The 25,667-nt window shown below is 50.6% G+C and carries 22 protein-coding genes; 12 read left to right on the top strand and 10 right to left on the bottom strand.

Annotation, left to right across the window (positions count from 1 at the left end; all coding sequences use genetic code 11):
• Nucleotides 1–99: 99 nt before the first annotated feature.
• From BSPA111_RS11145 to BSPA111_RS11130, 4 genes are all read left to right on the top strand, one after another.
• On the top strand, nucleotides 100–648 hold the full coding sequence (locus BSPA111_RS11145) for a fimbrial protein (protein WP_183271222.1): 549 nt from the start codon (nucleotides 100–102) through the stop codon (nucleotides 646–648).
• Nucleotides 649–762: 114 nt separating this feature from the next.
• Complete coding sequence (locus BSPA111_RS11140) at nucleotides 763–3,219, top strand: fimbria/pilus outer membrane usher protein (protein ID WP_255459264.1); 2,457 nt, start codon at nucleotides 763–765, stop codon at nucleotides 3,217–3,219.
• 11 nt (nucleotides 3,220–3,230) lie between these two features.
• On the top strand, nucleotides 3,231–3,950 hold the full coding sequence (locus BSPA111_RS11135) for a molecular chaperone (protein WP_183271220.1): 720 nt from the start codon (nucleotides 3,231–3,233) through the stop codon (nucleotides 3,948–3,950).
• 10 nt (nucleotides 3,951–3,960) lie between these two features.
• On the top strand, nucleotides 3,961–5,130 hold the full coding sequence (locus BSPA111_RS11130) for a fimbrial protein (RefSeq protein WP_183271219.1): 1,170 nt from the start codon (nucleotides 3,961–3,963) through the stop codon (nucleotides 5,128–5,130).
• 78 nt (nucleotides 5,131–5,208) lie between these two features.
• Here the strand turns inward: BSPA111_RS11130 and BSPA111_RS11125 are convergent, their stop codons facing one another.
• The 4 genes from BSPA111_RS11125 to BSPA111_RS11110 form a co-directional block, all read right to left on the bottom strand.
• The gene (locus tag BSPA111_RS11125; protein ID WP_304502623.1) at nucleotides 5,209–6,261 is read right to left on the bottom strand and encodes an NAD(P)-dependent alcohol dehydrogenase; all 1,053 of its coding nucleotides are present in this window, start codon (nucleotides 6,259–6,261) and stop codon (nucleotides 5,209–5,211) included.
• A gap of 132 nt (nucleotides 6,262–6,393) precedes the next feature.
• On the bottom strand, nucleotides 6,394–6,816 hold the full coding sequence (locus tag BSPA111_RS11120; protein ID WP_183271218.1) for a cupin domain-containing protein: 423 nt from the start codon (nucleotides 6,814–6,816) through the stop codon (nucleotides 6,394–6,396).
• Between the two features lie 267 nt (nucleotides 6,817–7,083).
• Nucleotides 7,084–7,650 carry a LuxR C-terminal-related transcriptional regulator gene (locus BSPA111_RS11115; RefSeq protein ID WP_183271217.1) on the bottom strand — a complete coding sequence of 189 codons (567 nt, stop codon included), beginning with the start codon at nucleotides 7,648–7,650 and terminating at the stop codon, nucleotides 7,084–7,086.
• Nucleotides 7,651–7,880: 230 nt separating this feature from the next.
• A complete protein-coding gene (locus BSPA111_RS11110) occupies nucleotides 7,881–8,999 on the bottom strand; it encodes a YbdK family carboxylate-amine ligase (RefSeq protein WP_183271216.1) in 1,119 nt (372 codons plus the stop codon).
• Between the two features lie 241 nt (nucleotides 9,000–9,240).
• Here BSPA111_RS11110 and BSPA111_RS11105 point away from each other — a divergent pair, with 241 nt between their 5' ends.
• On the top strand, nucleotides 9,241–10,488 hold the full coding sequence (locus BSPA111_RS11105) for a mechanosensitive ion channel family protein (protein WP_183271215.1): 1,248 nt from the start codon (nucleotides 9,241–9,243) through the stop codon (nucleotides 10,486–10,488).
• A gap of 42 nt (nucleotides 10,489–10,530) precedes the next feature.
• On the opposite strand, the gene BSPA111_RS11100 is transcribed toward BSPA111_RS11105, so the two are convergent.
• The 5 genes from BSPA111_RS11100 to BSPA111_RS11080 all read right to left on the bottom strand — a co-directional run bounded on the left by BSPA111_RS11100 (nucleotide 10,531) and on the right by BSPA111_RS11080 (nucleotide 16,588).
• Nucleotides 10,531–10,785: a DUF1158 domain-containing protein gene (locus BSPA111_RS11100; protein ID WP_183271214.1), complete on the bottom strand. Its 255-nt coding sequence runs from the start codon at nucleotides 10,783–10,785 to the stop codon at nucleotides 10,531–10,533.
• A 113-nt stretch (nucleotides 10,786–10,898) separates the two neighbouring features.
• Entirely contained in the window at nucleotides 10,899–11,552 is a 654-nt protein-coding gene (gene fdnI, locus BSPA111_RS11095) for a formate dehydrogenase-N subunit gamma (RefSeq protein WP_183271442.1), read from the bottom strand.
• On the bottom strand, nucleotides 11,548–12,432 hold the full coding sequence (fdxH, locus tag BSPA111_RS11090; protein ID WP_183271213.1) for a formate dehydrogenase subunit beta: 885 nt from the start codon (nucleotides 12,430–12,432) through the stop codon (nucleotides 11,548–11,550). Before fdxH ends, fdnI begins: the two co-directional genes overlap by 5 nt.
• Nucleotides 12,433–12,443: 11 nt before the next feature.
• Nucleotides 12,444–15,494, bottom strand: coding sequence for a formate dehydrogenase-N subunit alpha (gene fdnG, locus BSPA111_RS11085; protein WP_183271212.1), 3,051 nt, complete (start codon nucleotides 15,492–15,494; stop codon nucleotides 12,444–12,446).
• A 185-nt stretch (nucleotides 15,495–15,679) separates the two neighbouring features.
• Nucleotides 15,680–16,588 (bottom strand): LysR family transcriptional regulator, encoded by a 909-nt coding sequence (locus tag BSPA111_RS11080; RefSeq protein ID WP_183271211.1) that lies wholly within the window; start codon nucleotides 16,586–16,588, stop codon nucleotides 15,680–15,682.
• A 106-nt stretch (nucleotides 16,589–16,694) separates the two neighbouring features.
• Here BSPA111_RS11080 and BSPA111_RS11075 point away from each other — a divergent pair, with 106 nt between their 5' ends.
• Both BSPA111_RS11075 and BSPA111_RS11070 read left to right on the top strand, forming a co-directional pair.
• A complete protein-coding gene (locus BSPA111_RS11075; protein ID WP_183271210.1) occupies nucleotides 16,695–17,567 on the top strand; it encodes an MBL fold metallo-hydrolase in 873 nt (290 codons plus the stop codon).
• A 13-nt stretch (nucleotides 17,568–17,580) separates the two neighbouring features.
• On the top strand, nucleotides 17,581–18,231 hold the full coding sequence (locus BSPA111_RS11070; protein ID WP_183271209.1) for a DsbA family protein: 651 nt from the start codon (nucleotides 17,581–17,583) through the stop codon (nucleotides 18,229–18,231).
• Between the two features lie 24 nt (nucleotides 18,232–18,255).
• Here the strand turns inward: BSPA111_RS11070 and BSPA111_RS11065 are convergent, their stop codons facing one another.
• Nucleotides 18,256–19,185, bottom strand: a complete 930-nt coding sequence (locus BSPA111_RS11065; RefSeq protein ID WP_183271208.1) for a LysR substrate-binding domain-containing protein — start codon at nucleotides 19,183–19,185, stop codon at nucleotides 18,256–18,258.
• Between the two features lie 383 nt (nucleotides 19,186–19,568).
• Here BSPA111_RS11065 and BSPA111_RS11060 point away from each other — a divergent pair, with 383 nt between their 5' ends.
• The 5 genes from BSPA111_RS11060 to BSPA111_RS11040 all read left to right on the top strand — a co-directional run bounded on the left by BSPA111_RS11060 (nucleotide 19,569) and on the right by BSPA111_RS11040 (nucleotide 25,599).
• The gene (locus tag BSPA111_RS11060) at nucleotides 19,569–20,174 is read left to right on the top strand and encodes an ankyrin repeat domain-containing protein (RefSeq protein ID WP_183271207.1); all 606 of its coding nucleotides are present in this window, start codon (nucleotides 19,569–19,571) and stop codon (nucleotides 20,172–20,174) included.
• Nucleotides 20,175–20,338: 164 nt separating this feature from the next.
• Nucleotides 20,339–21,103, top strand: a complete 765-nt coding sequence (locus BSPA111_RS11055) for a DUF2877 domain-containing protein (protein WP_255459263.1) — start codon at nucleotides 20,339–20,341, stop codon at nucleotides 21,101–21,103.
• Nucleotides 21,081–22,631 (top strand): acyl-CoA synthetase FdrA, encoded by a 1,551-nt coding sequence (fdrA, locus tag BSPA111_RS11050; protein ID WP_183271205.1) that lies wholly within the window; start codon nucleotides 21,081–21,083, stop codon nucleotides 22,629–22,631. Before BSPA111_RS11055 ends, fdrA begins: the two co-directional genes overlap by 23 nt.
• On the top strand, nucleotides 22,628–24,040 hold the full coding sequence (locus tag BSPA111_RS11045) for a DUF1116 domain-containing protein (RefSeq protein ID WP_183271204.1): 1,413 nt from the start codon (nucleotides 22,628–22,630) through the stop codon (nucleotides 24,038–24,040). The genes fdrA and BSPA111_RS11045 overlap by 4 nt, the downstream gene beginning before the upstream one ends.
• A gap of 11 nt (nucleotides 24,041–24,051) precedes the next feature.
• Complete coding sequence (locus BSPA111_RS11040) at nucleotides 24,052–25,599, top strand: xanthine permease (RefSeq protein WP_183271203.1); 1,548 nt, start codon at nucleotides 24,052–24,054, stop codon at nucleotides 25,597–25,599.
• Nucleotides 25,600–25,667 lie beyond the last annotated feature (68 nt).

The following is a 25,667-nucleotide window of genomic DNA, read 5'->3' as shown; positions in this document are numbered from 1 at the left end:
TGCTCTGGTCGATGGATATAATTATTGAAATTCGAGGTGATTATCTTGGATCTCATTGCTTATTTAATTCAGCTCAAATAGTAAATTAAGGAAAATTATATGACGTTTAAAAAACTAGCACTGTTATCAGTGTTAGGTGCCATGTCTTCTGGCGCAATGGCTGCGGACGGGGATATCACATTTAATGGCGAAATCACTTCGTCAGCCTGCACTCTCGAGGGCTTCAATGGCATTGCTGTAACCAGCGGTGTTATGGATTTATCACCGGTTAGTACCAGCGCTTTCTCCACTGGCAACCTCTATGCCGGGATGACGGATTTCACCATTGATCTCAAGGGTTGTACAACCACCACGGTGAAAAATGCCCAGGTAAAATTCAGTGGCACACCTGATCCCGTTGACGGAAGTATTTTGAAAAATATAAGTACTGATGTTAATCCAGCCACTGGTGTTGGCATTGCAATTCTGGAAAATAATGGTTCAACACCGATTGATATTAACGGTGTCAATCCTTCAGAGAAGCAATTATTGACCACTGGGAAAACTGCTCTGAAATTCAAAGTGGCTTATAAAGCGAATACCTCTACGCCAAGTGTTGGTGTTGGAAAAGTTACAGCGAAAAGTTTTGTCGATATTGTTTATAACTAATTCTGTTTTCTCTCTGGGTTATTAAAGCGGGTAGGTATTATGGTAGTTAATAATTATTGTTTTATTATTGCTATCATTCTACCCGCCTTATTTCCTTTTTACGCTAATAGTGAAATGAATAAGATTGAAGATACTCAATCGGACTCATCTTTCGATAGCGATTTTTTACGAACATCGGGTCAGTCAATTCCGCCTCAGTTTTATTCACCTGATACTCTGCAACCAGGGCAGAAAGAGGTTGAAATTGTCGTCAATGAACATTCGGTGTTTAAAACTAAAGTTAATTTTATTAGCGTTGCTGATAGCAAAAGTGCCATACCTTGTCTGACTCCGGCAATATTACACAGCAGTCAAATCAGCAGCCAGGATCTGAGCGAGACGGGTAAATATGATGATCAAAGCTGCCTGAATCTCACGTCTCATTGGCCGGAAGCAAAAATTCAGTACGATGAATCTATGCAGCAACTGTTAATCACCGTGCCACAGGCGGCAATGACGACTTCGCAGAAAGCCGAGATGATCGATCCTTCGCTGTGGGATGATGGTGTTAACGCACTGCGCCTGAGTTATTCCAGCTATGTTTACCACACCGAAAATCATGGTAACGATAGCAGTGACAATTCCAGCAATAATAGTGCTTATTTAGGGCTGAATTCTGGTTTGAATTTAGGAAGCTGGCGTTTTTATAGTTTTGACACCTTTAATAAATCACAAGACGGTTGGGAAAATAACCATGATCGCGCTTATGCGGAACGTGATTTGGCCAGTTTAGTTTCCCGAATGACCGTCGGGGATGTTTATGCAAATACCTCCAGCGACGTGCTGGGTGTATTACCGATACGCGGCATCTCTCTGGAAACGAATAATCAGATGCTGCCAAATGATACGTTTAATTACTCGCCGATCGTTCGTGGGGTGGCAAGAACTAACGCCCGTGTCGTTATCCGCCAGCGCGGAAATATTATTTACAGCCAGACGGTTCCTGCGGGAAGTTTTGCTATTACCGACTTAACCAATGGGCAAATTGGCGCTGATTTAGATGTCACGGTTGAAGAGAGCGACGGGAGCAAGCAGGAGTTTGTTGTTCCTTATACCTCGCTCCCGGACATGCTGCGCCCCGGCACCTGGCGCTACAGTTTAAGCGCAGGCCGTTATCGTGACGACTCACTTTCCCAGCAGCCTCTGGTTAGCCAGGCGAGTCTGCAGTATGGCTTTGACGTTATGACACTGAGCGATCTGCTGCTCGTGGGTGAGGGTTATCAGTCCTCGGCTATTAGCGCGGGTTTTAATATGGGGGTTTGGGGAAGCGTTTCGTTTGACTGGGCGCTGGAACATCATCAAAACCAGCCGGACAACAGCCAGGCTGAAGCCATGGATAGTACCGGTCATGTGCTTCGCGCACAGTATGCGCGTCGATTCGATGACACGGATACGTCATTGCAACTCATGGGCTATCGGTATCAGTCAGGCGATTTTATGGACTTCTCTGACTATGCCCGCTGGCGTTGGCAGAATTCAGATGACGACCAGACGCGTTATTCCAAAAAGAGTGAAATACAGGTGACCCTGAACCAGGGGATGGGCGAGTACGGAAACGGATATTTCACCCTTGATCGTAATAGTTACACCGACACCGACCGTAGAGATACATCGGTAACGCTGGGTTACAGCGCGCAAATTAAGAAAGTTAACGTCGGGCTAAGTTACAGCTATCAGGCTGCCTATGATGGATCGGAGCCTGGCGACCGTATGCTGTCGTTGAACTTCTCTGTGCCATTAGATGCCGGGGATAAAAACAGCCGTAATGTCTCTTTCACCACGACCAATGGTAACAACACCAGCAGTTCGCAAATGGCAACTCTTTCCGGGACGGGGCTTGAAAGTGCGCTGAATTACAGCCTTTCGGCACAGCACAATGAATTCGGTTACACCCCTTCGGCGTCGATGGGCTATCGCAATAGCATGGCGAGCTTTAATGCCAGCGCAAGTGTCGGCCCGCAAACCAGGCAATATTCTGCTGGGGTAACGGGTGGGGTGGTGGCTTATCGCGATGGCATCGTTCTTTCGCAAATGCTGGGGGATACGGTGGCCATCGTTGAAACACCGGGTGCTGAGAATATCGCAGTGGAAGGGCAACCCGGCGTTAAAACGAACCGCTGGGGGAAAGCTGTTGTGCCTTCCATCATGCCTTACCGTGACAATGCATTGTCATTAAATACCCGGCAGGCGGCGGAAAATATTGAATTACTGGACGGTGGCATTGGGGTTATTCCCACTCACGGTGCCGTTGTTGTGCGCCAGTTTCAGACGCGGGTTGGACGCCGCGCATTAGTCAATCTACAACTCGCAGATGGAAAACCGGCACCTTTCGGGGCGGCGGTGTGGCAAGGAAAATCACAGGTCGGCATGGTTGCTGATAACGGTTTGCTCTATCTCAGCGGAGTGCTTGCTGAGGACAACACAGTGATACGTGTTGATCTCGATAACCATACCCAATGTGAATTTACGTTACCGGCGGCAAAAAATTCGGCAGAGCCCTGGTATCAACAAATCAATGCCATTTGTCGCTAACCGGAGAATCTATGAAATTTAAAACTTTTACCACCACCGCCCTGAGTCTTTTATTACTTAGCAGTGCCGCTCATGCTGCTATCCGCCCTGCATTGACGCGCGTTATTGTTCAGGAAAGTGATAAAGAAACATCCGTCAAATTGCTTAATGACGATAAAGAGCATCCTTATTTAGTTCAGTCGTGGATTGAGGATCTTAATGGCAGTGATAAAAACCTGCCTTTTGTCCTCACACCGCCATTATTTAAAATGAACGCTGGCCGTGAAGGGAAATTACGTATCGTATTAATTCCGGGGAAAATTCCGCAGGACCGCGAATCCGTTTATTGGTTGTGGATTCAGGAGGTTCCTTCGGTAACTAAAAGTGCCGGAAACCAGCTCCAGTTGGCGATTCGTACACGGTTAAAAGTTTTTGTGCGCCCTGAACATTTAAACGCCAACCCGGCTGACACCGCCGGGCAACTAAAATGGCAAGTTCAGCATGACGGTAATAAATCCTGGCTGGTGGTAACCAACCCTTCTCCTTATGTCGTCAGTTTCTCTGAGCTTTCAGTGACCAGTGCAGGTAAAACGCTACCCTTTGCGGATGTACACGCCATGGTTCCCGCGAAAGGTGAACAGCGCTACGAAGTTCCAGCGCAGGCTGCTGGTAAATCTGCGGAGCTGAATTCCTCTTTAATCAATGATTTCGGCGGCGACACTCCGGTGCAGCATCAGAAATTGACTTTCTAACGAGGCACCTATGAAACGTGTCCATTTACCCCCGATTATCGCTTCCGTATTCGGGCTGATACTGTTCGTTATCAGTTGTGGCTCAGCGCTGGCCGCGTCAGGACTAAGTTGCGAAATTGATACGGGAGGCGCGGCACCTTTTTCACCGTTTACTCGTGCGCACCCGATTGCGGTCGATGAAGATTTACCCGATTACTCGGTGATCTTAAACGTCGACTACGCCTATTTTTTGCCGAATATGCGTTTGAGTTGTACAACCAATGGTGCGTATGTTGCCCCTCCCGTAGGGTTTGATGGATATGTAACGTTAAAACTCAAGTCGGTGAATGGTAAACCACTAAACTGGATTGGTGAGGCCGACACCAGCAATAACGGCATAAAACTTAAAATGTTTATTAAGGCCACGGCGATCAGTGGAGAAACACCGCCGAGCAGTTATCCATCGGCTGCAATGATGCCGGGTAAAAGCCTTGGGGCTGAATATCCGATTGTGAATATTGGCCCTGACACATCGCTGGTGCAGTTTGGTGCGCAACATAATAGTGAGAAAACGCAGTATAAATTCGACCAGGTTTATAACTATGCGATTGAGTCAATGCGCGTTGAGTTGATTAAATATGGTTGGGTCGAATACAGCGAGTTACCTGTTATTCCGCCAGGATACGATTTAGTTTTTACCGTTGATGGTTTTGCGGGAAGTACTGATATTAGTGTGCCGCTTGGCAGCGGGGTTTATATGGCGGCACCTTCATGTTCGCTGGATAACCCACATCAAACGGTCGATCTCGGTTCATTTTCTAAACGAAGTGGTGAATCCTTGCCATTGGTTGGTAACCGGACTTTGTTTGGTATCAGTTTCACCTGTAGTACGTTCACCAGCCATATGGAGCTCACTTTCGACGATGCGCATACCGCTAAGTCACTGCAAGCAAGGTTAAATGCTTATGATGCCAGTGGCGGATTAAAAGCTTTAGACGGTGTGGGGATTGAGCTTTACGATCAGGACGATAAACCCGTTGTACTAGGCGTTCAAAACGATCTTGGGGCTTTTCGTAAAGGTGCAAACAGCGTGAAATATTCGGCCGCTATTGTACAAACCGCCGATGATATTACAAAAGATGGTCAGCCGTTTACCGGTAAAATTACCGGTAAGGCCAATGTGACGATTAGCTATTATTAATTATCGAACTTTAAGAATAGAACAACAGGATAGTGTGGTGAAATAGCGCCACACTATCCTTCCTGTTTATTTAAACGTCTATTTAAGCGTGGCCATATCGATGACAAAACGATACTTCACGTCGCTTTTTAACATCCGTTCATAAGCCTCGTTAATCTCCGGAATCTTGATCATCTCAATATCTGAAACAATTCCGTGCTCGCCACAGAAATCCAGCATCTCTTGTGTCTCTTTAATCCCACCAATACAGGAACCCGCAACCGAACGGCGGCCCAGAATCAGCGGCAGCGTGCTAACCGGCGGTTCAATATTGCCCAGCAACCCGACGTACACCAGTGTTCCATCAAGCGTAAGCGTTGGCATATACGGGTTAATGTCGTGATCGTAAGGTACGGTGTCGATGATTAAATCGAACTGGTTCTTCGCCGACGCCATTTGTGTTTCATCCGTGGAGAGCACAATGTGATGCGCCCCTAAGCGTCGAGCATCCGCCTCTTTGCTGGCCGAACGGGTGAACAGCGTGACTTCAGCCCCCATGGCGCTTGCCAGTTTCAGCGCCATATGACCCAGCCCACCCAGCCCAATAACGGCGACTTTACTGCCTTTGCCCACATTCCAGTGGCGCAGCGGTGACCAGGTGGTGATACCGGCACATAGCAGTGGTGCCGCCCCTTTCAGATCCATACCTTCCGGCATTTTCAGAATAAAATCTTCCGAGGCAATAATGGTTTGCGAATAGCCGCCATAAGTCGGCTGGTGGTCATGGCGGTCTACGCCATTGTAAGTCTGCACGTTGCCTTCTTCGCAGTATTGCTCCAGGCCTTCTTTGCATGGATGACAAGTTCGACAGGAGTCCACCATGCAGCCTATTCCTGCGTAATCGCCTGGCTTGAATTTCGTCACGTTGCTGCCAATTGAAGCCACGCGGCCAACCACTTCATGGCCTGGCACTAACGGATACTGACTAAAGCCCCAGTCGTTACGCGCCTGGTGAAGATCGGAGTGGCACACACCGCAGTACATCACTTCAATGACAACATCATCAGGGCGGGGTGTACGTCGCATAAATTCGAACGGAGCAAGGGGAGCATCTGCGGATTGGGCAGCATAGCCGAGCACTTTCATCGTCATGTTTGTTCTCCGAATTGGGGGGCGATACCCAAAATAATTGAAGTTGCTTCAAGGCGGCAAACTCATGAATCCCCGGGAGCTTACTCAAGTAAGTGACTGGGGTGAGTGAGTGCAGCCAACGAAGAAGCAGCTTCAAGAATGAAGGGTATCTTTTTTATATTGATCGTCGCTGACATGCTCCATCCATTCAACGGGGCTACCGTTCAGTGACTCAGCAATCGCGATATGGGTCATGGCATTGTCGGGCGTTGCACCGTGCCAGTGCTTTACGCCTTCGGGTATCCAGACAATATCGCCCTGGTTTATTTCACGAATTTCTGCACCCCATTCCTGTAGCCAGCCATGACCGTGGGTAATAATCAGGGTTTGGCCAAGGGGATGGGTATGCCAGGCGGTACGCGCACCGGGTTCAAAAGTGACGGTTGCGCCGCCAGCGCGTGCTGGGGGAGTGGTCTGGAAAGGTGCGTCAATACGGACTCTACCTGTGAAGTAACTTTCCGGACCCGATTGAGAGGGCTGGGAGCCCGCCGGGGTGATTTTCAGCTTTTCTTCCATTTTTCCTCCACGTCGGCATTTGCTGCCGGGTTAAATGGACAACAGTGACTCTGAAGTATAGGAAACTCGTCCAGGCTTGCCGTGTTATCCGGAAATGAAACATTATCATCCCGGAAGTTTGGCGATTAGCCCGCTAAATACGAAAGGAGCTATGAGCTGAATTCATGAGTCACTGCATAGTGAAAGTCTTTGAGCCCGGTCTGGCGGCAAGTTTGCGTCGTGCCGCTGTGGCGTAAATCGACTCTTTTTCCTGCGAGGAGGAATCCATCAACGCTGATGGATGAAAGGATGAATGGTCAAATTACGCATGTAGTATTCATTAAAGTTCGAGAAACCACTTTTTTTAATCGCAATTTGTTTGTGGTGGCTCACCGTTTTTATCGAGATCCCTAGCGTGTCTGCGATGTTTTTGGGCTGAATGCCTTCCAGCAGCATCGATACCACTTCAACTTCACGATGTGAATGTGTATTTCGATAGTAATGTTCGGAGTTCAGGAATTTATCTTTTTTATTTTGCCTCAGCAAAATATTATGCAGTTCACTTATTGCTACCGTGGGTGGAATAAGTATGCCAGTAGGTGAGATATTATTTAATTTCAGGATATAAAATACCTGCTTTTCAACGATGAAATAATTAACTGAGTTGGTGTTAATTTCTTGCGATCTTAATTCATCAAAGAGTTCTTTTAACTTATTGTTAGCTATATGCTTAACATTGAACGTGACGTCATCCTGACAAAAAGTGGATAAGAGGTGTTTTACACCGGGTAATAAATAACGGTTGTCGCTCAATATAAAAATATTTTTCATCAGGAAATTTGATGAGTGAGTCATGTTTTAAATCCTTTTAATAAGACATTCAATAATGGAATGTTGTGCTATTTTTTTTGTTGTCAATGAAGTGGTGATTATTTCGCGCAACTTTAACATGGTTTTTCAGGAAGTAAATAATCTGTTCATTAAGCTTTGGTTAAAGAATAATTTAGGATGGCTAATTATATTTATATCTCAATTACTTTGAGGGTAATAGTTACCCTCTATAGTTTAAAATCAGAAAAATAAATTTACTCCCTTGCCCAAATTTCACAATGTTTGCGCACCAACTCGGTTAATAGCCCGCCTTCGGTAATAAATTGACGGATGCGACGAGTGTCACTGTCGTTGTGGCGAACGTAGCCCTCAATCGCTTCTAACGCCGGGGTCGCCTGTAGTGGCGCGGCGTAAGGTGCGAGAGTATCAAGCAGTGGCAAAATGTCTTCTGCCAACGTGCGTTGTTCACCATTGCGGACATCAGTCAGCATCCCTTCAAAGCCAAAACGGCAGGCCTGAAAACGGTTAAAACGATACAACAGATAATCTTCAGAACGTGGAACAAACGGACGTTCGCTAAGCAGCCAATGCGCCAGCGCCTGAATAAAACCGGCAATATTAATCGCACGCGTGATGGTTAAAGGTGTATCCATCACGCGCACTTCAACCGTGCCAAAGTGTGGGCTGGGGCGAATATCCCAATGCAGGTCTTTCATCGACTGCACGATGCTGCTGGACTCGAGGCGCTGGTACATCCATTTAAACTCTTGCCAGTTGCTTACGAACGGGGCAGGGCCGTTGTCCGGGAAGGAGGAAAAAATATTCAGGCGTGATGAAGCATAGGTGGTATCACTGCCCTGAATATATGGCGACGATGCAGCGAGGGCGATGACGTGCGGAACAAAGCGCGATAATCCATGCATTAAATAGATAGCATCTTCTTCGTTTTCGCATCCGACATGAACGTGTTGGCCAAAAACAGTGGCCTGCTTCATTAAATAGCCGAATAGCTCAAGTGTCTGGTTATAACGTTCACTTTGGCACACTTCCTGGCGCTGCCATTTTTGAAACGGATGCGTCCCTCCGCCGCAAATAGCCAGATGATGTTGGCTTGCCACCTGCAAGACGTGCTGACGCAAGCTGGAAAGCTGCGAATTCGCCTGTGCGATGTCAGTACATACGCCCGTTGCAATTTCCAACATGCTTTCAGTGATGTCATGTTTGACCTCACCTTCGGTCACAACGCCAGTTAGCGCGTCAATCAGCAGCGATGAGTCCTGGCTGAGATCGTTGGCGGGCGGGCTGATGATTTGCAATTCCAGCTCAATACCGAGTGTGTAAGGGTCAGAATGGGCAAAATCACTAAGTGGCATACTGTCATCTCGCTTTTTGCACCCGCGCTGAGTGCATTCGTGCGTTTAGTATAGCCAGCCGTGTGGAATTCACCCTCTGATAATCCAGCCGGATTTATATCGTTATTATTTTTCTTAAATACCCTTTTTCATCAAAGCAATAAAAATCTTGTAAAGAATATTCAGGAAATTAAAAACGCAATAATGGTTGCAGATGAATTTGTCACCCAGCATTATATGCGTTGTTTAGGAAGGAGTGATTATGAAAGATTTGGTTTCATTTTTAAGTAATTTCGGGATTATTCTTGATCCTGCTACGTCGATATTAGTGGTACTGGCTATTATTTTTATAATCGCTTTGGTGGTGCATTTAATTCTTCACAGAATAGTGTTGCGAGCCTTTGAAAAACGGGCAAAATCCAGTCAGCATTTATGGCTGCAAATCATTACAGAAAACAAGTTATTTCAACGCGTTGCTTTAACCCTGCAAGGGGTGATCGTCAATATCCAGGTGGTGTTGTGGATGCAGAAAGGCAGCGACATCAGCACGATATTGATCATCTGCGCTCAGCTGTGGATTATGTTGTATTCGTTGCTGTCATTATTTTCTCTGTTGGATGTTATTTATAATTTATCACAGAAATTTACTATTTCGTCGAATATCCCGCTGAAAGGAATATTCCAGGGTGTGAAACTGATCGCCTCTATCGTTATTGGTATCATGATTGTCTCGCGCATCATTGGCCAGTCGCCCGCTATTCTGATAAGCGGTCTGGGGGCGATGGCTGCGGTACTGATGTTGGTATTCAAGGACCCGATTCTGGGGCTGGTTGCCGGTATTCAGCTTTCGGCGAACCGTATGTTGAAATTGGGCGACTGGCTGGAAATGCCTAAGTATGGCGCGGATGGTGCGGTCACCGATATTGGTTTGACCACCGTCAAAGTCCGTAACTGGGATAATACCATTACCACGATCCCAACTTATGCCCTGGTTTCTGATGCGTTTAAAAACTGGAGCGGAATGTCGCAGTCTGGCGGTCGTCGAATTAAGCGCAGTATTAATATTGATACCACCAGTATTCATTTTCTGTCTGTAGATGAAATTGAGCGGTTAATGAAAGCGAGATTATTGAAACCTTATATGGACTCGCGCACGAAAGAAATTGAAGATTATAACCGCACACATAATAGCGACGGGGTTTCTGTACTTAACGCCCGCAGCATGACTAACGTCGGGACATTCCGGGTTTATCTGACGGAATATCTGCAAAACCATCCACGTATTCGTAAAGACATGACCTTAATGGTGCGTCAGTTAGCGCCGGGTGCAGAAGGTTTACCCATCGAGATTTATGCTTTCACCAATACGGTCGTGTGGCTGGAATATGAAGCGATTCAGGCCGATATCTTCGAGCATATATTTGCCGTAGTCGATCAGTTTGGTTTGCGTGTTCATCAGGCGCCGACCGGTAACGATATTAGATCGATTGCCTCATTGGCTGGCCGTTAATCTCTCTTTTTCAGGCGGTATTTCACCGCCTGAAATTCTTCTCTACGCATCTCTGTCGATTGAAAACCAACGTCTCCAGATAAAGCGAATCACGAAGTATTCGATAGCACCCAGGGCCAGAAACCATACACAGAAAATGAGCGTGTACAGCTGGTTTAAATCCTGCAAATGGAATGTCGCTATCAATTTTTTGGCGAGATCGAGCGTCAGCGCAGGGGCTGGCAACAGCAGGCAAGATAAAAAGGCCAGCAGCAAAATTCCGCCAGCACTCATCAGGGTTTCGAGAGGGTGTTTCATGTTGTTACGCCGCGGTTAAATAAGACAGTTAAAACCTATTGTCCGGGAAAATAACCGCTGATTCAAATCGGTGCTTCCCCGGCAGAAAATGCCGGGGAAGTAGGGCAGAACAATTACAACCCTTCGGTGCTCTCTTTCTTCGCTTCTTTGGCAAGAATCGCGCGATACCAGCGTGGATGGTGTTTCTGCGCCCAGCGACGGCTCACTTTGCCGACGATCATCCCTTTAATCGACCCTTTCACCCAGAACGCCATATACATATGAATCAGAATGGCGTGAATCAGAATAATGGCGACGGTGGCGTGGATCAGCAGGCTGTAGCGCACCACTTTCATCGGGAAGAAATCGGCAAAATAGGGCCGCCAGATAATCACTCCGGTCACCAGCAGCACGAAAATCATGCTCATGATGGTCCAGAACATCATCTTCTGCCCGGCGTTATATTTGCCGACATCCGCGACTTTATGCTCGTTGCCTTTCAGCACTTCGACAATATTTTTAATCCACGGCCAGTCCTGCTTTTCCGGGATATTGTGATGCACGAAACGCGCAAACATAAACATCAGCGCCACAAAAATCAGCACGCCAAAAAACGGGTGCAGAATACGCCCCATTTGCGGCGTACCAAAGGTTTGCGTCAGCCATTGCAGCGTCGGGAAGAACAACGCGATGCCAGAAAGCGCCACCAGGAAGAAGCAGATGACCACCGTCCAGTGGCAGGCGCGGTCGATAAACTTGGTCCTGACAATCGATTTGCTCTGCTTAATCATGATGTTCCTCCTCGTCTTCATCCACCTCTTCGTTCGGCCCGATGCCAATGTAATGGAAAATCAGCCCGGCAAAGGTGGCGATAAAACCTGCCGCCGATAACGGTTTGAGGATCCCTTTCCACAGGTTAACCGGCAGGTCGATTTGCGGGTCTTTCGGTAGATTGTGATACAGCTCCGGCTGGTCAGCGTGATGCAGCACGTACATGACGTGAGTGCCGCCCACGCCCTGCGGGTTGTAGACTCCGGCGTGCGGATAACCGCGTTTTTGCAGCTTCGCCACGCGCTCGTCGGCCACGTCGAGCATCTCCTTTTTGGTGCCAAAATGAATGGCACCCGTCGGGCAGGTTTTCACGCAGGCCGGTTCCTGGCCCACGCTCACGCGATCGACGCACAACGTGCATTTATAGACGCGGTTATCGTCTTTATTCAGGCGCGGAATATTGAACGGGCAACCGGCGATGCAATAACCGCAGCCAATACAATGTTCCGACTGAAAATCGACGATACCGTTGGCGTACTGGATGATGGCACCGGCAGACGGGCACGCCTTCAGGCAGCCCGGATCTTCGCAGTGCATGCAGCCATCCTTGCGGATAAGCCACTCCAGCTTGCCGTTTTGCGTGGTTTCGCTAAAGCGCATTAACGTCCAGGATTTGGCGCTCAAATCGGCGGGGTTATCGTAAACCCCGACGCAATGACCGACTTCATCGCGGATGTCATTCCACTCAGAACAGGCGACCTGGCAGGCTTTGCAGCCAATACAGCTTGAGACGTCAATCAGCTTGGCGACTTCTTCCTTGAAGTCACGAGCCTGCGGCGGCGGCGTAATCGCGTTAGTAGCCGAACGCTTGATAATATCCTGAGATTGCATGGACATGAGTTCGCTCCTTACGCCTTCTCAATGTTGACCAGAAACGCCTTGTACTCTGGCGTCTGCGAGTTGGCGTCACCGACTGACGGCGTGAGCGTATTGGCGAGATAGCCTTTACGCGCTGTACCTTCAAAGCCCCAGTGCAGCGGAATACCGATGGTTTCCACTTCCTGCCCGCCTGCGTTCAGCGTTTGCAGGCGCTGCGTCACCACTGCAACCGCACGTATAAAGCCGCGTTTGCTGCTGACTTTCACGTGGTCGCCGTTGGCAATGCCTTTCGCTTTCGCCAGCTTCTCGCTGATTTCCACAAACTGTTCCGGTTGCACGATGGCGTTAAGCCGCGAGTGCTTGGTCCAGGTATGGAAATGCTCGGTCAAACGGTAGGTGGTGCCGACATACGGGAACTCGTTGCGTTTACCCATGCGTTTAGCATCGGCTTCGTACAGGCGAGCCGCCGGGTTCGACACCACGTTCGGGTGCAGCGGGTTGGTGCCGAGTGGCGTTTCAAACGGCTCGTAGTGTTCCGGGAACGGCCCTTCCGCCATTTTGTCGATGGCAAACAGGCGGCCTAAACCTTCCGGCTGCATGATAAACGGCCCGGCTTCGCTGCCTGGTGGAATCGTCACGGCAAAGTCTGGAATGTCGTTGCCGACCCATTTCGCCCCGTTCCATTTGATCAGCATCCGTTTCGGGTCCCACGGTTTGCCTTGTGGATCGGCTGACGCGCGGTTGTAGATAATGCGGCGGTTCATCGGCCACGCCCATGCCCAGCCCAGCGTGTTGCCCAGGCCAGACGGGTCGGCGTTGTCGCGGTTCGCCATCTGGTTGCCTTTCGACGTCCAGCTTCCGGTGTAAATCCAGCAGGCGGATGCGGTCGAACCGTCGTCACGCAGCTGTGCGAAAGAGTCCAGCAACTGGCCTTTTTTCACCAGCAGTGCGCCCGTTGGGTCGTAGAGATCTTCCAGCGCATAGCCGTTGCTCTCTTTAGCGACCTCTTCGGATTCTGGATGGTCCGGCATGTCGTAATGCCAGCTCATTTTCAGCAGCGGTTCTGCACCTTTGCCGCCTTCAGTGCGATACATCTCGCGCATCAGGTGATAAACGCCCGCCAGAATTTCACCGTCGGTGCGGGCTTCGCCTGGTGCGTCCGCGCCTTTCCAGTGCCACTGCAACCAGCGCCCGGAGTTGGCAATCGAACCGTCTTCTTCGGCAAAACAGGTCGATGGCAAACGGAACACTTCGGTCTGGATTGCCGCCGGGTTCACGTCGTTCATCTCGCCGTGGTTCTGCCAGAAGTTAGAGGTTTCGGTCACTAACGGATCGATAATTACCAGATATTTCAGCTTGCTAAGGCTTGCGACGATTTTGTTTTTGTCCGGGAACGACGCTACCGGGTTAAAGCCCTGGCAGATGTATCCCGTGACTTTATTGCGGTCCATCATGTCGAAGTATTTGAGCACGTCGTAAGACTGATCCCACTTCGGCAGCCAGTCGAAGCCCCAGTTGTTCTCTTTGCGGGCATCATCGCCATAGAACGATTTCATCAGGCTGACGAAGAACTTCGGATAGTTGCTCCAGTAGTTCACCTGGCCTGGCAGCGTCGCTTTTGGCGTGTTGGCGGCAAGATAGGTTTCAAGGCTCGTTTGCTTCTCAGATGGCAGAGTCAGGTAACCCGGCAGGCTGGTGGAAAGCAGGCCGATATCGGTCAAACCCTGAATGTTGGAGTGCCCACGCAAGGCGTTCACACCGCCGCCCGCCATGCCCATATTGCCAAGCAGCAACTGGATCATCGCCATGGTACGGATGTTCTGCGCGCCCACGGTGTGTTGCGTCCAGCCCAGCGCATACAGGAAGGTGGTGGTGCGGTCAGCCGCACTGGTGGAGGCCAACACTTCACACACTTTCAGGAAATCTGCCTGCGGCGTGCCGCAGATGTGTTCGACCATTTCCGGCGTATAGCGCGAGACGTGCTTTTTGAGCAGGTTCCACACGCAACGCGGATCGGTCAGCGTATCGTCACGTTTCGCATAGCCGTTTTCGTCAAACTGATAGTTCCAGCTTGTTTTGTCGTACTGGCGTTTTTGCTCGTCATAGCCGCTAAACAGCCCGTCATCAAAGCTAAAATCATCGCGCACCAGCAGGCTGGCGTTGGTGTAGCTTTTGACGTACTCGGCGTTGATTTTGTTATTGGAAATCAGGTACAGCAGCACGCCCGACAGGAAAGTAATGTCGGTGCCGGAGCGAATCGGCGCATAAATATCCGCCACCGAAGCGGTGCGGGTAAAGCGCGGATCGACCACAATCAGCGTGGCGTCGTTGTTGTTTTTGGCTTCCATCGCCCAGCGGAAACCCACTGGATGCGCTTCAGCGGCGTTGCCGCCCATCACCATCACAACGTTGGCGTTTTTGATATCAACCCAGTGGTTGGTCATCGCACCGCGACCAAATGTTGGAGCAAGACTTGCTACCGTTGGTCCGTGTCAGACGCGCGCCTGGTTATCTACCGCTAACATGCCGAGTGAGCGCACAAATTTTTGCGTCAACATGCCGGTTTCATTGCTGGCCGCAGAGGCGCACAGCATGCCGGTGGAGAGCCAGCGGTTGACCGTGACATCTTGCTCATTCTTCTCAACGAAGTTGGCATCGCGGTCGTTTTTCATCAGGCGGGCGATACGTGAAAACGCGTCATCCCAACTGATGCGCTGCCATTTATCGGAACCTGGTGCGCGATATTCCGGGTAGCGCAGGCGGGTTTCGCTGTGGATGTAATCCAGCAGGCCTGCGCCTTTTGGGCATAACGCCCCACGGTTCACCGGGTGATCCGGGTCACCTTCAATATGGAAAATGCTGGATTTAGCGTTTTTCGCGCCATCACCCAGGCTATACATCAACAATCCACATCCTACGGAGCAGTACGTACAGGTATTGCGGGTTTCCTTCGCGCGCATAAGCTTGTAATTGCGCACCTCCGCGAGAGCCGCTTTGGGTGCAAAACCCAGAACCGCGGCTGTTGTTCCTGCCATACCGCCGGCACAGATTTTGAAGAATTTTCTGCGACTGACGTCCATCGTAACCTCACTGTTATGACGTATGAATGGCCGCGAAAATACCAACAGTTGCCGGTGGGTTATTGAGCAAAATCAAGCCAATAAACATTGAGTAGCGAAACACTCCTTAAGAGGTAGATGAGATGCGCGTTTAATAACCACTATTGATGCAGGGATATGTGTAGGCTGAGTAACACGACACAGCGTTAACGCATCATCTTCAGCCACTGCTCATCTGAGGCAAACCATGCCACCAGAAAATCCAGCATTGCACGCAGCGCCGCAGGCATCTGTTTGCGGGAGGTATAGATGCCGTAAATCTCCATTTTCTGCGGCTGGTAGTCGGGTAATAACTCAACCAGTTCGCCTGTTGCCAGCAGCGGGGCGGCTGAATAATACGGCTGCATTGAGATACCGGCGGCTTGTAATGTCCCGGCCAGCAACACCACGGATTCGTTGGCACTAAGATTGCCACTGACGGCGACGCTTGATTGTTCACCGTCGCGCTCGAAATACCACAGGCTTTTGCCAAACCACGAATAGGTCAGGCAATTATGACTGGCGAGATCTTCGGGATGTTGCGGCATGCCGTGCGCGGCCAGATATTCCGGTGAGGCGCAAACAACGGATTGGCATATTGAAAGCGGGCGGGCAATCAGATTGGGGTCGAGTTCATTGGTGATACGTAGCGCCAGATCGATGCGCTCTTCCACCAGGTTCACCGTACGGTTGTTCATCTGCAAATCAACCGTCACTAACGGGTGTTGTTTCAGGAACTGAGTCACAGCGCCCACCAACGCGGTTTGCCCCAGCGATTGCGAACAGGTGATGCGTAACAAGCCACGAATTTCATCGCTTTGCGGGTCTTCAACCCTGTCTATATCGTTGGCAACGTCGAGCATTTTGCGTGAAAGTGCCAGCGTACGCTCGCCCGCGTCCGTCAGGCTCAACTTGCGTGTGGTGCGATGCAAAAGCCGGGCGCCCGCCCACTCTTCCATTTGCGCCAGATACCGCGTGACCATAGCGCGCGACATCTCAAGCTGTTCAGCGGCGGCAATCATGCTGCCTCGTTCGACGATGGTGATAAAGACGTTTGCTGCCGTAAGGCGATCCATGATTCGTCCGATTTACGCAATGAATAGTTGCTTATTATCGGGTTTTTGTCTCGATTTGTGCAACGTAAGATGTGCCCATCATTTATGACCAATCAGGACATCGACCATGTTTAAAAATAAAAAACCACTACTGGCACTGGCTCTTATTGGCGTCAGCACCTGGGCGAATGCCGCCAGCCCATTGAAGATGGACGTCTATAATCCCGGCGAAAAGAGCGTTTTCCCAGTCTCCTCCGAAATAATTAGCGGCGAACATGAAGTGGTGCTGATCGATGCTCAGTTCCAGGGTAACGATGCCGAGCAACTGGTGAAGAAAATTAAAGCCACCGGCAAAATATTGACCACGGTTTATATCAGCCATTCAGACCCTGATTTCTACTTTGGGCTCGATAAAATTCATGCCGCGTTCCCTGACGCTAAAATTGTTGCGACACCGGAAACTATCAACGCGATTGAGTCTTCAAAAGAGGGCAAACTGGCGTACTGGGGACCGATTCTGAAAGACAATACGCCGCAGACGATTATCGTCCCGCAGCCTTTGTCGGGTAACCGTTTCACCGTTGATGGGCATCAGATTGAAGTGAAAGGCAACACGGCGGATCGCACCTTCGTCTGGGTTCCTGCGTTAAAAGCGGTGGTCGGGGGAGTGCCTGTTTCTGGCAACAATATTCATTTATGGGTCGCGGATACGCAAACCGCGAAGTCTCGCGCCGACTGGCAGCAAACGCTGGAAAGCATTAAAGCGCTGAAGCCGAAAGTCGTGGTGCCAGGGCATTTCTTACCGGGTGCGCCGCAAACGCTGGAGTCTGTTACCTTCACGCAAAACTATCTCACCGCGCTGGAAGTGGCTTTACCCAAGGCAAAAGATTCGGCAGAACTGATTGCGATGATGAAAAAACAGTACCCAAATCTGAAAGATGAATCGAGCCTGGAACTCAGTGCGAAGGTGCTGAAAAACGAAATGAAATGGCCGCAATAATACGAGGTAAATCATGAGCACAACGACCCTGCATTACATTTTCGATCCGCTGTGCGGCTGGTGTTACGGTGCCGCACCGTTAGTGGATGCCGCCCAGGCGGTTCCTGGCCTTGCCATCACTTTGCACGGTGGCGGCATGATGGTGGGCAGCCACCGTCGCAAAATCGATGCGCAATGGCGCGGTCATGTGATTGAACATGATGCAAGGATTGCCGCCATGACCGGGCAGCCGTTTGGCGAGGCGTATATCAACGGTCTGTTGCTGGATACCACCGCGATTATGGACTCAGCACCGCCGACCTGTGCGATCCTCGCCGCTGAAAAGCTCGCCGGGCGAGGGCTGGAGATGCTGCACCTGATTCAGGTTGCGCATTATCAACAGGGTAAACGTGTAGCGGATATGTCAGTGCTGGAAGGGTTAGCACAAGAGGCCGGATTCTCTGCGGATGAATTTATGCAGGAAATGGCGTTAATTGAGGCAACTACGCTTGCTGACCATATCGCCCAGAGCCGTGCGCTGCTGGCAAAAGTTCAGGGGCCAGGGTTCCCCACTTTCGTGCTGGAAGATGCGCAAGGCCAGTTGCATGACCTTCCGGTCGGGCAGTACCTTGGCGATGCGCAGGCGTGGCAGGCCTTACTGCGCGAATACGTTAGCGCCCAGTAAATGTGAATGACCGTGCAAGCATCGCTACTCCCGATGCAGCAAATCCCCATAAATCTCGGCCAGTAACCCGCCCGCCGCAAACTGCTTTTTAATCCACTGGGTGACTTGTCCGGTGGCGGCGTGTTGGGTTGCCAACAACATGCGTGAATGCTGGCGCGGGTTGTTTATCTGGCGCGTGACCAGCAGGCCGCTTTCTTGCGCTTCACGAACCATGTAATCAGGCAAAAAACCTACCCCTTCTCCCAAAATCTGGCACTGGCATTTGGTGTTAAAGTCCGGCACCAGAATCGCTTCCTGGCCGTGCAGTAACCAGCCCACTTTTTTATTGAGCGTCAGCGCGGTGTCTTCCACCATGATATTGGGATACAGGCGCAACTGGCTTTCAGAAATAGGCTCCGGCATAAACGCCAGCGGGTGGGTCGGGGCGATGGCAAATTCCCAGCGAATCGCACCGATTTCGGTGTAGTCAATGCCGCCGCCGTCGAGCAGCGTATCCGGCGCGCCAATCGCAATATTCGCCTGATTATTGATAATCGCGTCCCACACGCCGTTGTAAACCTCGGTGGTAATCGTAATCAGGCAAGTGGGAAACTGTTTCTTGAGAATTTGCAGCAGTTTTGCGGTGTGGCGCGGGGTATAGAGCAACTGATTGATGCAAATGCGCACCTTCACTTCAATTCCCTGCGAGATGGTATCGACGCCGCGTTTGATGGCATGGAAATCGTTAAGCAGCTCAGTCGCCTTGCGATAGAAATAGTAGCCTGACTCGGTTAATTCGATGCTGCGCGTGTTACGCACAAACAGCACCACATCGAGGTAAGTCTCAATGCGTTTGATGGTGTAGCTGACGGCAGAAGTGGTGACACCCAGCTCCACGGCGGCTTTGCTGAAACTGGCGTAACGGGCAGTCGTGGTAAAAGCCTGGAGGTTTTCTTCGGTGAAAATAGAGTTCATGACGCGATTTCCCTGGGCAGACGAATTGTTGAATGTATTTGTATTCCTTATGATCCACGGTCCAGTCTTGAACCGTATTTAACACTGCCGTTACAACTGATTTGAAGAGTATCACACTTCTTGAATCCTGTTTTCCCCGCTATCGACAAGGGCTTGAGGCGTCATGGGCAGTCGGTACTAAAGTGCGGTGAAAACGGTTTTGTCATAGGCAAAACATTGCGCTGAAGCACATTTTACTCACACTGTTGAATTCTATTCAACAATGCTGCCATTAACGATGAATGATTTTTAAGCGGATGTTAATACCACTGAAGTGTTGCTATTCTCAGCTTATTGGGATTCATCAGATATATATCAAAGCAGGGGAGTATGGGAGTATGGACATGTCTCAGAAAGAACTCATTGCAGAATTTCTAAATGCAGCACAGCTCGGGCAGTTGGAAAACCTCAAACAATGCCTCAACGATGGCGTGGATATTAATGCCACTAATCGCCAGGGACGCACCGCAATTACACTCGCCAGTTTGCACAAAAAATATGATTGCATCGAGTATTTAATCGCAGCCGGTGCTGATATTAATAAACAAGATGAAACTTGCTTCAATCCATTCCTGCTGAGTTGCCTGAATAACGACCTCACATTATTACGACTGATATTGCCAGCAAATCCTGACCTGAATGTATTATCTCGTTTTGGTGGTGTTGGAATTACCCCTGCCAGCGAAAAAGGCCACGTCGAAATTGTGCGTGAATTAGTGACGCGCACGGAAATAAACGTCAATCACACAAACTTTGTTGGCTGGACGCCGCTACTGGAAGCCATCGTGCTTAATGACGGCGGCCCTAAGCAGCAAGAGATCGTCAAGCTGCTGCTGGACCATGGTGCAAATCCGCACATGACCGACAAATACGGCAAATCTCCGCTGACGCTTGCGCGGGATAAAGGTTATCACGAGATTGCTGAATTGCTGGTAAACGCCGGCGCGTAAAACACAGGAGATGTACTATCGCAGGCACGATTGAGCGGCAGTGCTTCCTGGCTATAACGGCAGATAGTGCGTTTTTAAATTTATCTTTTACAAACGGTTACGTAGAGCAGGTGTTTTCAAGGGCGGTGAATATTCACCTCCCTGACAGACAACAGATTTTCACCTTGCTGAGCACCCATTGTGATAACGCACCGAACAGCTGCCGTTTAGCACTTGAGCATTGTCAGGACCTATTTCGGCCCGGTGAACGGGTAAGTTTTCACAGTAACGGCATTGATATTGGCAACGATAAACGCATTGATTTATCGCGCGCTACACGCTGGCAACCCTATGCACTTTATTTGAGCCCACAGCGTAGACAAGAAATTGACTGGCAAGGTCTGGCGCAAATCACCCAGGCCAGTGTGGTGCAGAGTTCGTCATTATTTTATTTTCAGAGCGATAATATTTTTTATCAGGAAATGAGTCGTTTGCTGCAATTACACCGGGCGAAACTTATTTTAGCGCTACGGGAAGATAATTATTTTGCTATTGAAAATGAAATGACCGCGTTGTTGGGATTAGGCATTGGGCTGACACCTACGGGCGATGATTATCTTTCAGGATTAAGTGCAGTATTATTTATTAATGGGCATCCGGCCAATAAATATCGCTCGTTATTTATTTCTGTATTAGCGCGCGCCAGGAATCAAACCACGCTTCTCAGTGCCATTACGCTGCGGGAAGCTATTGAACAACGCTTTCGTGAAAGTATCCATGATTTTATTTATCACGCACTGAACGGCGAACAACAAAATATTCAGCAGTTTATTAATGAAATTAAAAAAATAGGGTCAAGTTCAGGTTGTGACATGCTTTGCGGCATGGCAGATGCCTTCGCGTTGACCCGATATGACGGAGGAAATCATGTCAACCAGGATTGTGATTAAAAAGAATACCTATTTTGATTCTGTCTCACTGATGTCCATCTCAACCAAAGCTAACCAGCTGGAAGGGGTTGATCAGGCGTTTGTGGCAATGGCCACCGAGATGAACAAAGGCGTGCTGAAAAACCTCGGCTTGTTAAACGATGAGCTCGAACAGGCGAACAATGGCGACCTGATGATCGTTATCAAAGGTGCCAGCGACGCGGCAAACGAGGCCACACTTGAGGCTATCGAAGGGTTGTTCACACGAAAAGACAACGGTGGTTCGCGCCACGAAGCTCGATACGCAACACTGACCAGCGCAAGCAACAACGTGCCTGAAAGCAACCTCGCAGTGATTTCTGTTAACGGCGCATTTGCTGCCCGCGAAGCGCGCCAGGCGCTGGAAAATGATCTCAACGTGATGCTGTTTTCCGACAACGTCTCCCTTGAAGATGAACTGGCACTTAAACAACTCGCGCACAGCAAAGGCTTGCTGATGATGGGGCCTGATTGCGGCACCGCGATTATCAATGGTGCGGCGTTGTGCTTTGGCAATGCGGTGCGTCGCGGATCTATCGGTATCGTGGGCGCGTCGGGAACCGGCAGCCAGGAACTCAGCGTGCGTATTCATGAGTTTGGCGGGGGTGTTTCTCAGCTCATCGGCACAGGCGGACGTGATTTAAGCGAGAAAATCGGCGGCATCATGATGCTGGATGCGATTCAGATGCTGGAAGATGACGCGCAAACCGAAGTGATTGTGCTGGTCTCAAAACCGCCTGCTGAAAGCGTCGCGCGTAAAGTGCTGCAACGTGCGCAGGATTGCCGCAAGCCAGTTGTTGTCTGCTTCCTCGGGACAAAAGAGACTCGCGCAGATGAACCGGGCTTACAGTTTGCCCGTGCCACTAAAGAAGCCGCGCTAAAAGCCGTGTTGCTCACAGGCATTAAAAAGGAATCGCTGGATCTCCACCCGCTCAACTGGCCGCTTATTGAAGAAGTTCGTGCCCGTCTGAAGCCTGAACAGAAGTACATTCGTGCGCTGTTCTGCGGCGGTACGCTGTGCGACGAAGCGATGTTTGCCGCACTGGAAAAATACCCGGACGTTTACAGCAATATCCAGCCAAACCCGGAATATCGCCTCAAAGACGTCAACGTCAGCATTGCCCACACTTTCCTGGATTTTGGTGACGATGATTTCACCAACGGCAAACCGCACCCGATGATTGACCCAACCAACCGCATCAGCCGCTTGCTGCAAGAAGCGCGTGACCCGGAAGTTGGCGTGATTGCGATGGATTTCGTGCTGGGTTACGGCTCGCATGAAGATCCTGTCGGCGTGATGCTTGATGCCATCAAAGAAGCGAAAGCTATTGCTGCCCGCGATGGGCGTCATCTGGAGATTTTGGGTTACGTCCTGGGCACAGATTTGGACACCCCTTCGCTTGCCCAGCAGTGCCAGATGCTGACGGATGCTGGCGTGATTTGGGCAAGCAGCAGCACCAACACCGGTCTGCTGGCGCGTGAGTTTGTCTGCAAGGAGAATGCACAATGAGTTTGTTCAACCAACCGCTGAACGTGATTAACGTCGGTATTGCGATGTTTAGCGACGATTTGAAAAAGCAAAATATCCCCGTGACTCAGTTGGACTGGACGCCGCCGGGGCAGGGCAATTTAGACGTGGTTAAGTCATTGGATGCCATTGCCGGACCTGCACTTGCGGAAAAAGTGGCGACGGCCAACAAGCTTGCCGTTGAACGTATCATCCAGTCCCATCCTGTGCTGATCGGCTATGACCAGGCGATCAACGTGGTGCCGGGCATGACCCGCAATACGATTCTGCACGCCGGGCCTCCGGTTGTCTGGGAAAAAATGTGCGGCGCGATGAAAGGCGCGGTTACCGGCGCGTTAGTCTTTGAAGGGCTAGCCGCAAACCTGGAAGACGCCGCAGAGCTTGCCGCATCGGGCGAAATCATCTTCTCGCCTTGCCACGAACACGACTGCGTAGGCTCGATGGCGGGCGTGACTTCCGCTTCGATGTTTATGCATATCGTCGAGAACAAAACCTACGGCAACCGCGCTTACACCAACCTTAGCGAGCAGATGGCGAAGATCCTGCGCATGGGTGCCAATGACCAGAGCGTGATCGACCGTCTTATCTGGATGCGCGATGTGCTGGGCCCAATGCTGCGCGATGCGATGAAGCTCGCAGGTGAAATCGATTTACGTCTGATGCTGGCGCAAGCGCTGCATATGGGTGATGAGTGTCATAACCGCAACAACGCAGGTACGACGCTGCTGATTCAGGCGCTGACGCCGTGGATTATTCAGACCGACTTCACCGTGGCGCAGCAAAAAGAGGTGTTCGATTTTGTCGCCAGCAGCGACTACTTCTCAGGCCCGACGTGGATGGCAATGTGTAAAGCGGCGATGGACGCGGCGCACGGCATCGAGTACAGCACCGTCGTCACCACCATGGCGCGTAACGGTGTGGAGTTTGGCCTGCGCGTAAGCGGGCTACCTGGTCACTGGTTTACCGGCCCAGCGCAGCAGGTGATCGGCCCAATGTTTGCTGGTTACAAGCCCGAAGATTCCGGCCTGGATATTGGCGACAGCGCGATAACCGAAACCTACGGCATTGGTGGTTTTGCCATGGCGACGGCCCCGGCGATTGTTGCACTGGTGGGCGGCACTGTGGACGAAGCCATTGATTTTTCGCGCCAGATGCGCGAGATAACCCTCGGCGAAAACCCAAATATCACCATTCCACTGCTGTCGTTTATGGGAGTCCCGACTGCCATTGATATTACGCGCGTGGGCGACAGCGGCATTTTGCCGGTGATCAACACGGCCATTGCCCACAAAGATGCGGGTATTGGCATGATTGGAGCCGGGATTGTGCATCCGCCGTTTGAATGTTTTGAGAAGGCTCTGCTCGCCTTTAGCGGGCGTTACTCTTTCTGAGGGAAACAGCAATGAATAGCATCAAGCTGGAGTGGAAACGTGGTGACTGGGCAGCGTATTTCGGGTTAATGACTAATAACCTGACCAACTTGCTGACCATGATGGGATTGCTCATTTTCGTTGTGGGTATTCCGACCGAAATTGTTTATGGACGTATTGCGCCAGCCTTCGGGCTGGCGGTACTGGTCGCAAGCGTGTGCTACGCATGGTTTGGTTTGCAACTGGCAAAGGAGACAGGGCGAAAAGACGTTACCGCGCTGCCATCCGGACCCAGCGCGCCTTCGATTTTTACCGTGACATTTTTGGTGCTGATGCCGGTTTATCAGCAAACGGGTGATGCCGAGTTTGCGATTCAAATTGGCCTGGTGTGGTGCTTTGTTGAAGCGATGATTCTGGTGGGCGGTTCGTTCCTTGGCGAAACCATCCGCAAGATGATCCCCCGCACCGTGTTGCTGTCGTGTCTGTCTGGTTTAGGGCTGCTGTTGCTGGCCATGAACCCGATGTTACAGGCTTTCGAAGCACCAACGGTTTCATTCATCGTGCTGTTGCTTATCTTCATTAACTGGTTTGGCAAAAAGCCTATTTTTGCCCGCATTCCGACCGGTTTGCTGCTGCTGGTTGCCGGTACTGCGCTGGCCTGGATTTCAGGTCTGCAAAGTCCGGAAGCCATCAAAGCGTCAATGTCATCGTTCGGGTTTAACCCGCCATCGATTCATGTTGATAGCTTCCTGCAAGGACTGCCACATGCGCTGCCTTACCTCGCATCCGCGGTGCCGTTGGGCCTGGCGAACTACATTTTCGACCTGGAAAACATCGAAAGTGCTCACGCCGCAGGGGATGAATACAACACGCGTAAAGTCATGCTGACCAACGGGCTGGCGTCAACGCTCGGTTGCCTGATGGGGAACCCGTTCCCGGTCACGGTGTATGTCGGTCACGCAGGTTGGAAAGCGATGGGCGCAAGTATCGGTTATACGCTGGCGTCAGGTGTGACTATGTTTATCGTGCCGTTGTTCGGGCTGGGGGCGTTTATGCTCGCCATTATTCCGATGACTGCGATTGTGCCGATTCTGGTGTTTATCGGTGTGGTCACCGCCAACCAGGTGGTGCGCGAAACGCCGAAAATTGAGGTGCCGGTTATCTTTATCTGCCTGTTCCCGTGGATAGCCAACTGGGCATTGACCATGGTGAATAGCGTGATGGCAGCCGCAGGAACGTCGGCGGCGAAAATCGGCCCGGAAGCACTGGCTCACAAAGGCGTGTTTTATCAAGGGTTGGTGCATTTGGGTAACGGCGCGCCGCTGGCCAGTATGTTGTGGGGCTGCGTGGCTATCTTCGCCATCATCAACAAACCGTTACGCGGCGCGATTGCGGCGGCAGTCGGTGCGTTGCTGGCCCTGTTTGGCGTGATTCACGCACCGATGGTTGGCATTGCGCAGGGCAGTTCGCTGATGTTCGTCACTGCGTATTTGATGATGGGCGCAATGTTTGTGGTGAAGCATGTGTTGGACCGACGTGAAGCGGCGGCGACTGCGGTGACTGCGGTTTCAGATAGCTAAATTTTCCCCTCACCCTAACCCTCTCCCCCAGGGAGAGGGAACTGTCCGGTTTTCTCCTTCACCAGGTT

Origin of the sequence: Buttiauxella sp. A111, from assembly GCF_014189855.1 — a bacterium.
Classification (GTDB): Bacteria; Pseudomonadota; Gammaproteobacteria; order Enterobacterales; family Enterobacteriaceae; genus Buttiauxella; species Buttiauxella selenatireducens.
The sequence above is the reverse complement of the archived record's forward strand: the minus strand, read 5'-3'. Positions and strand labels throughout refer to the sequence as shown.

Bases quoted from the DNA above. Each gene is read 5' to 3' on its own strand.
- BSPA111_RS11045 (WP_183271204.1), top strand. From the start codon at position 22,628: ATGAGTTTGTTCAACCAACCGCTGAACGTGATTAACGTCGGTATTGCG.
- BSPA111_RS11125 (WP_304502623.1), bottom strand. From the start codon at position 6,261: ATGACGATGAAAGTGCTCGGCTATGCTGCCCAATCCGCAGATGCTCCC.
- BSPA111_RS11040 (WP_183271203.1), top strand. From the start codon at position 24,052: ATGAATAGCATCAAGCTGGAGTGGAAACGTGGTGACTGGGCAGCGTAT.
- fdxH (WP_183271213.1), bottom strand. From the start codon at position 12,432: ATGTCCATGCAATCTCAGGATATTATCAAGCGTTCGGCTACTAACGCG.
- BSPA111_RS11080 (WP_183271211.1), bottom strand. From the start codon at position 16,588: ATGGATCGCCTTACGGCAGCAAACGTCTTTATCACCATCGTCGAACGA.
- BSPA111_RS11065 (WP_183271208.1), bottom strand. From the start codon at position 19,185: ATGAACTCTATTTTCACCGAAGAAAACCTCCAGGCTTTTACCACGACT.
- BSPA111_RS11100 (WP_183271214.1), bottom strand. From the start codon at position 10,785: ATGAAACACCCTCTCGAAACCCTGATGAGTGCTGGCGGAATTTTGCTG.
- BSPA111_RS11110 (WP_183271216.1), bottom strand. From the start codon at position 8,999: ATGCCACTTAGTGATTTTGCCCATTCTGACCCTTACACACTCGGTATT.
- BSPA111_RS11135 (WP_183271220.1), top strand. From the start codon at position 3,231: ATGAAATTTAAAACTTTTACCACCACCGCCCTGAGTCTTTTATTACTT.
- fdrA (WP_183271205.1), top strand. From the start codon at position 21,081: ATGTCAACCAGGATTGTGATTAAAAAGAATACCTATTTTGATTCTGTC.
- BSPA111_RS11105 (WP_183271215.1), top strand. From the start codon at position 9,241: ATGAAAGATTTGGTTTCATTTTTAAGTAATTTCGGGATTATTCTTGAT.
- BSPA111_RS11120 (WP_183271218.1), bottom strand. From the start codon at position 6,816: ATGGAAGAAAAGCTGAAAATCACCCCGGCGGGCTCCCAGCCCTCTCAA.
- BSPA111_RS11070 (WP_183271209.1), top strand. From the start codon at position 17,581: ATGAGCACAACGACCCTGCATTACATTTTCGATCCGCTGTGCGGCTGG.
- BSPA111_RS11130 (WP_183271219.1), top strand. From the start codon at position 3,961: ATGAAACGTGTCCATTTACCCCCGATTATCGCTTCCGTATTCGGGCTG.
- BSPA111_RS11115 (WP_183271217.1), bottom strand. From the start codon at position 7,650: ATGACTCACTCATCAAATTTCCTGATGAAAAATATTTTTATATTGAGC.
- BSPA111_RS11140 (WP_255459264.1), top strand. From the start codon at position 763: ATGAATAAGATTGAAGATACTCAATCGGACTCATCTTTCGATAGCGAT.
- BSPA111_RS11060 (WP_183271207.1), top strand. From the start codon at position 19,569: ATGTCTCAGAAAGAACTCATTGCAGAATTTCTAAATGCAGCACAGCTC.
- BSPA111_RS11075 (WP_183271210.1), top strand. From the start codon at position 16,695: ATGTTTAAAAATAAAAAACCACTACTGGCACTGGCTCTTATTGGCGTC.
- BSPA111_RS11145 (WP_183271222.1), top strand. From the start codon at position 100: ATGACGTTTAAAAAACTAGCACTGTTATCAGTGTTAGGTGCCATGTCT.